Source organism: Archangium sp., from assembly GCF_036388035.1.
GTDB lineage: Bacteria > Myxococcota > Myxococcia > Myxococcales > Myxococcaceae > Archangium.
On the sequence record NZ_DASVSO010000200.1, the window covers coordinates 1 to 5508 of the forward strand.

A 5508-nucleotide genomic window follows, 5' to 3' on the forward strand; every position below is an offset into this window, starting at 1 on the left:
CTGCATCCTCCGCATCCTCCACTACCCCGAACGCCTCCATCAACGCCGTCTTTCCGGCGTTGTTCTTCCCGATGATGAGGTTGATGCGGCCGAGCCCGGAGACGGACAGCCGCTCGATTCCTCGGAAGTTCTCGACCTCGAGCGAGGTGATCATGCTCGCCTTCTAACAGAGTTCCCCCAGCACATCCTGTCCACTTGTGGCGCCCGTCGCGTGGATGGCGTCCACGCGACGGACGGGACCGTGGACAATGCCCTCCCCTTCAAGGAGGAGTCCCCTCATGCGTCGAATGCTCGGAGCCAGCGCGCTCCTGTGTGCGGCCGTCCTGGTGGCGTGCGACGAGAAGCCGGTGCCCGCTGGCTCGTGGCACGCGAACGTGGGCCCGTTGGTGGTGCAGAAGTGCGGTGGCTGTCACGTGGAGGGAGGCATCGGGCCCTTCGCGCTCCAGACGTACGCGCAGGCCTACGCGCAGCGCGAGGCCATCAAGTCCTCCGTGCTGGCGCGCCACATGCCGCCCTGGCCGCCCTCGCCCGACTGCGCGCAATACACGGATGATCGCTCGCTCTCGGACGAGCAGCTCGCGCTTCTCACCGGCTGGGTGGACGCCGGAGCCCCCGAGGGCAAGCCGGCCGATGCGCCCCAGACTCCCCCGCCCGGCACGGGCGGCATCTCGCGCGTGGACGTCACGCTGGGAATGCCCACCGCGTACACGCCGGGGAAGACTCCGGACGACTACCGCTGCTTCGTGCTCGACTGGCCGGACAACGGAGCGACGCGCTACGTGACGGGCTTCCGGGCGAACCCGGGCAACATGGGCATCGTCCACCACGTCATCGCGTACCTCGCCGAGCCCGCCCAGGTGGCCGACGCCCAGGCGCTGGACGCCAACGAGCCGGGGCCGGGCTACACGTGCTTCGGCGGGCCGGGCCTCAACGGGGGCCAGACGGCGTGGCTCGGCTCGTGGGCTCCGGGCAGCGCGGGCTCGGACTACCCCGCGGGCACGGGCCTGCGCGTGCTGCCGGGCTCCAAGGTCGTCCTCCAGGTCCACTACAACACGGGCCACGCGGGGCATGACCACGGGGAGCCCGTCGCCGACCAGACCTCGGTGGCCTTCAAGGTGGACGCCACCGTGGACAAGGTGGCCTTCGTGCAGCCCTGGACCAACCCTGACTGGGTCACCAAGAGGACCATGAACATCCCCGCCGGCCAGGCGGACGTGACGCACGGCTGGGCACTCGACCCGACGCCCTACCTCGGCCAGCTCACGGGCGGCGTCTTCCAGAAGGACAAGCCCATCACCGTGCACACCGCCGCGCTGCACATGCACACGATGGGCACGCGCGCGCGGCTGGAGATTCAGCGCAGGTCGGGCGCTCGCGAGTGCATGCTCGACATCCCCCGGTGGGACTTCCACTGGCAGGGGGCCTATGCCTTCACCCAGCCGAAGGTGGTGAACCCGGGGGATGCCATCGGCCTGGAGTGCCACTGGAACAACAGCGCGCCAGGCGCGGTGGACGCCAACTGGGGCGAGGGCACCGGCGACGAGATGTGCCTGGGCCTCTTCTACATGACGCAGTAGTCGGGGGACTCACGGAGGTGGGAGGTCGCGGACCTTGAACCTTCCCACCCCGGTGACCTCGATCACCTTGTTGACGAGGGACTCGTCGGACGCGAGGAGCCGCCCAGCAGGTGCACCAGCGTGGGGGAGAGATTCTCGTCGATGAGGAAGTTCATCCGTTGTCGCGGAGGAACTTGAGCTTCTTCGGACGCCCCGGTGGACGACCGAGCTCGACGAACATGCGGGCGAACTTCAAGTCTCCTCTGCGGAGCGCTGGGAAGTCCTCGAGCAGCTCGGTTTCTGGAACGCCCTTCTTCACGAGCTGACCGACGTGGCGGACCGAGATGCGAGTGCCCTCGAAGATGGGCTCGCCCCCGAGGGTGTCGGGGCCAGAGACCACACGACGCTTTCCGCGGAGGAAGAGCTTGAGACGTTCGGACGTCTCGCGCGCCACCTCCGTCGTCCAGAGCTCCGTGGGGACACGACCCGTCAGCGTCAGCCGATCGGTCTTCCACCTCCAGGGGCCTTGCTCGGCCTTGTTGGAGGTCAGGAGGATGAAGAGATGCTTCCGATCCGCCTTCGTGAGCGCGAACCGCAGCTGCGCGATCAGCCGGAGGTAGAAGACATCCTCCACTCCGAAATAGAGCCTCCTTCCCTCCGCACGGCGGGGCTGGACGACCTTGTCCGCGAGCTCGTGCCGGATGCTCTTCTCGGAAACGCCAGCCAGCAGGGCCGTCTCCTTGAGAGACAGGCGCTCGTTCGGGTGCTTGCTGAAATCCATTCCCAAAAACATGACCGACCCCCGGTCATGATTATGAGCGGGGCCGGGCCTGTTGCAACCTCCCGCGCTTCGACCTCGCTAGTTCCGGCCGCCGCGCGGGCGCTGCGAGAAGGGCAGCACCGGCGCGAGCGGCCAGTCGTTGATGCGTGTCTCCAGCAGCCGGATGATGTCCGGCTTGCCGTGCAGGCGCGACAGGGACAAGGCGGTGACGTGGCGCGCGTTCTGCCGCAGCGGATCCGCGCCTGCCCGCAGCAGGAGGCGGACGATGTCCTCGTCCCCCCGGTGCACCGCGAGCATCAGCGGCGTGGTGCCCTCGGTGGTCTCCGCGTCCGGCTGGGCCCCCGCATCGAGCAGCAGCTGCACCAGCAGCGGGTGCCTGCGGTCCGCCGCGTAGTGCAGCGGGTGCCAGCCGGAGTCCTCGCGGTTCTCGCCGGCCAGGAAGGTGGAGCTGCGCGCCTCCACGTTCGCGCCCCGGCGCAGCAACTCCTCGGCCAGCGCGCCGTGGCCCGAGAGGGTGGCGCAGGTGAGGGGCGTCTTGCCGTCCGTCCCGCCGTACTCGAGCGCCGCGCCCGCCTCGTCCACCAGGTAGAGCGCCAGCTCCACCCGGCCCGCGCTCACCGCGTGCCGCAGCGCCTCGCCGCGCTCGTCCGGGCCCGCCAGGGGCACGAGGACGCGCACCGCCTCCAGGTGACCGCGCTCGGCCGCGAACCTCAGCGCGGTGGCGCCTCGCGGGTCCTTCACGCTCGCGTCCGCGCCGCGCGCGAGCAACGCGCGCACCAGCTCCGCGTGTCCGTGGAAGGCGGCCCACAGCAGGGCCGTCATGCCCTGGGCATCTCCGCGCCCGAGGGCCTTCGGTTCTACGTCCAGCCGGGCCTCCACCGCGGCGAGGTCTCCGCGGCGGATGGCGTCGAAGAGGTCGGCCATGCATCCTCCCAGGTGGGACAACCCAGGGTGTCCCCCCGGGAGTCTATGCCGGAAGGGGCGAGGCGGTCCGTCTGGGGTTTCCACCTCGCACCCCGGGTGCGACTCACGGCAGCCAGCAGGCGTCGGGGCTGTCGCCGGTGCGCGCGGTGAGGCCCTTGGAGAGCTTCTGGAACTCGTGCCAGGGCTCCCACTTGGAGGGGTAGTGCGTGGAGCCGTTCCACCAGTTGCGCAGGCCGAAGTTGCCCGAGCCGTCCGTGTGGTTGCGGTACGTGTACCAGAGCGCGTAGTCCACCACGCCCGAGTCCCCGAAGGACTCGGCCGAGATGCGCATGGCCTCGGCCACCTCGGCCTCGTTGCGCACGGCGTTGTCCGGCGCGGTCACCGAGCCGCGCTCCTGGAAGCCGAACTCCGTGACGAAGAGCCGGTTGTTGGTGACGCCCGTGGCGGTGTTCAGCTTGCTCTGCACCGTCTGCAGGCCCGTGCGCAGCGTGTACTTGTACCCGGAGCTGTAGTTGCCGAAGCACGCCGAGCCGCCCCCGCTGTTGAGGCAGTTCCAGTCGTAGCTCCACGGGTTGTAGGGGTGGATGCCGAAGTAGTCCCAGGGCGGGTTGCCCTTGTAGGCCGTGAGGGCCGCCGAGTTGAAGAGGCCGGGCCAGAACTGCTCGGTGGTGTAGGTGTTGAGGATGCCGCCCGAGATGATGAGCTCCGTGCGGGCGTTGGCCACCTTCCACTCCTTCACCCGGCGCACCGTCCACGCGAAGGTGTTGGGCTCCACCCGGAAGCGCGTCGAGCCGTCCGGGCACACGCCGGTGAGGTTCGGCTCGTTCATCACCTCGATGGCGTCCGCCTTGGCCGTGCCGGTGAAGACGGTGGCCGTCCACGACTTCACCTTGTTGAGGTAGTCGTTGATGTACGTGTCACGCGCCACGCCGCTGTTCGGGTCCCCGCAGAACTGCGGGTGCGTGTAGAGGACGATGACCTTGATGCCGTTGGCGTGCGCGTCCGAGACGATCTGCTGGTAGGTGGTGTTGGACACGCCCGGCCAGCCGGCCTCGATGCGCAGCCACTTCGTGTTGAGCTGCCGCATCTCGCAGAAGAACCGGCCGCGCGCGTTGGCGTCGCTCAGCGGCTGGGCGCCCGCGTTGTAGATGCCACCCGTCACCACGCCATAGCGGTTGGCGCCGAGGATGAGGGAGGACTCCCGCACACCCGTCTCGGGGGCGGCCGTGGGCTCGGGCTCCACGCCGCCACCGCAGGCGGCGAGCAACGGCAACAGGACCAGGGCGCGCAGGCCGTGGCGCTTCTCGAGGGGCAGCAGGGGGCGCATGGCTTCCTTCCGGTGGGGGGCGCGGCGGGGCGCATGCGGTGCCACCGCCGTTCCATTTCGCGCGTTATGTTCCGGAATTCCCGTTTCCGTCAAGAAGAGGGGGTATTCCGGATTTTCCGGAAGGAGACGTTCCGCGAGAGGAGGGGCGGCTCAGCGGGCCTGGAGGTGCCGGGCGTAGAGGGACTCGAGGGACTGGAAGTAGCCGCGCTCCTCCCACATGGCGGCGGCGAGCCGCTCGGCGAGGGAGGCCACCTCCTGCTCCTCGCCCTGGGTGGGCGTGCGGGGGGCGCCATTCCACAGCACCAGGGCCTTGGCGAGCTCGTCGAGCAGCAGCCGGCTGCCGAGGAAGAGGCGGCGCAGCACCTGGTTCACCGGCCGCGCGTCCAGCTCCTTGCTGGCCGCGTCGATGGCGGAGTGGACGCGGCGCGCGGTGTCCTCGGTGAGGGTGGTGGCGGTGAGGTCTCCCCGCTCCAGCGCGTGCTGCAGGAGGTAGCCGTGGTGCAGGGAGAGCGAGGCCATGTCCACGCAGTCCTTCACCCAGAGGGCCGTGGCCAGGCGCCGGTAGGCCTTGCGCCAGGCCAGGCGCAGGGAGAAGAGCGCGGCCTTGCTGGCGAACTGCTGCAGGCGGCTGCCCTCGCGCGGGTGGAGGCCGGCGAGCACCGTCACCGTGCGATCCGTCGCGGACAGCGAGCGCTCGCGGAGGATGGAGCGCACCATCTGCTCGCGCACGCGGCGCAGGGCGTACTCGTCGAGGAAGGGGACGGGGATGAGGGGGGTGAGGCCGGAGGCCACGGCGTGCAGCGCCACGCGCCGCACGTGCTGGGGCGCGGAGGAAGACTGGGGCTCGGAGGCGGTGGAGGACATGGGGGGCCGGGAGTTAGCACGGACGGAGCCGCGCCGCGCTGCCCCACGCGCCCCGG

Annotated in this window: 6 protein-coding genes; 1 reads left to right on the plus strand and 5 read right to left on the minus strand. The window is 69.9% G+C overall.

The genetic code is table 11. The annotated features are described in order from the left end of the window. A partial coding sequence (locus VF697_RS08870; protein WP_331093243.1) for an AAA family ATPase occupies nucleotides 1-154 on the minus strand: 154 nt, incomplete at its 3' end. 124 nt (nucleotides 155-278) lie between these two features. Here VF697_RS08870 and VF697_RS08875 point away from each other — a divergent pair. Then, the gene (locus VF697_RS08875; RefSeq protein ID WP_331093233.1) at nucleotides 279-1577 is read left to right on the plus strand and encodes a hypothetical protein; all 1299 of its coding nucleotides are present in this window, start codon (nucleotides 279-281) and stop codon (nucleotides 1575-1577) included. A gap of 151 nt (nucleotides 1578-1728) precedes the next feature. Here the strand turns inward: VF697_RS08875 and VF697_RS08880 are convergent, their stop codons facing one another. The 4 genes from VF697_RS08880 to VF697_RS08895 all read right to left on the minus strand — a co-directional run. Next, entirely contained in the window at nucleotides 1729-2337 is a 609-nt protein-coding gene (locus VF697_RS08880) for a DUF433 domain-containing protein (RefSeq protein ID WP_331093235.1), read from the minus strand. A gap of 78 nt (nucleotides 2338-2415) precedes the next feature. Next, nucleotides 2416-3261 carry an ankyrin repeat domain-containing protein gene (locus tag VF697_RS08885; RefSeq protein ID WP_331093237.1) on the minus strand — a complete coding sequence of 282 codons (846 nt, stop codon included), beginning with the start codon at nucleotides 3259-3261 and terminating at the stop codon, nucleotides 2416-2418. Nucleotides 3262-3364: 103 nt separating this feature from the next. Further along, nucleotides 3365-4588, minus strand: coding sequence for a cellulase family glycosylhydrolase (locus VF697_RS08890; RefSeq protein WP_331093239.1), 1224 nt, complete (start codon nucleotides 4586-4588; stop codon nucleotides 3365-3367). 150 nt (nucleotides 4589-4738) lie between these two features. After that, nucleotides 4739-5508 (minus strand): hypothetical protein (locus tag VF697_RS08895; protein ID WP_331093241.1); only part of this gene is annotated, 770 nt, incomplete at its 5' end.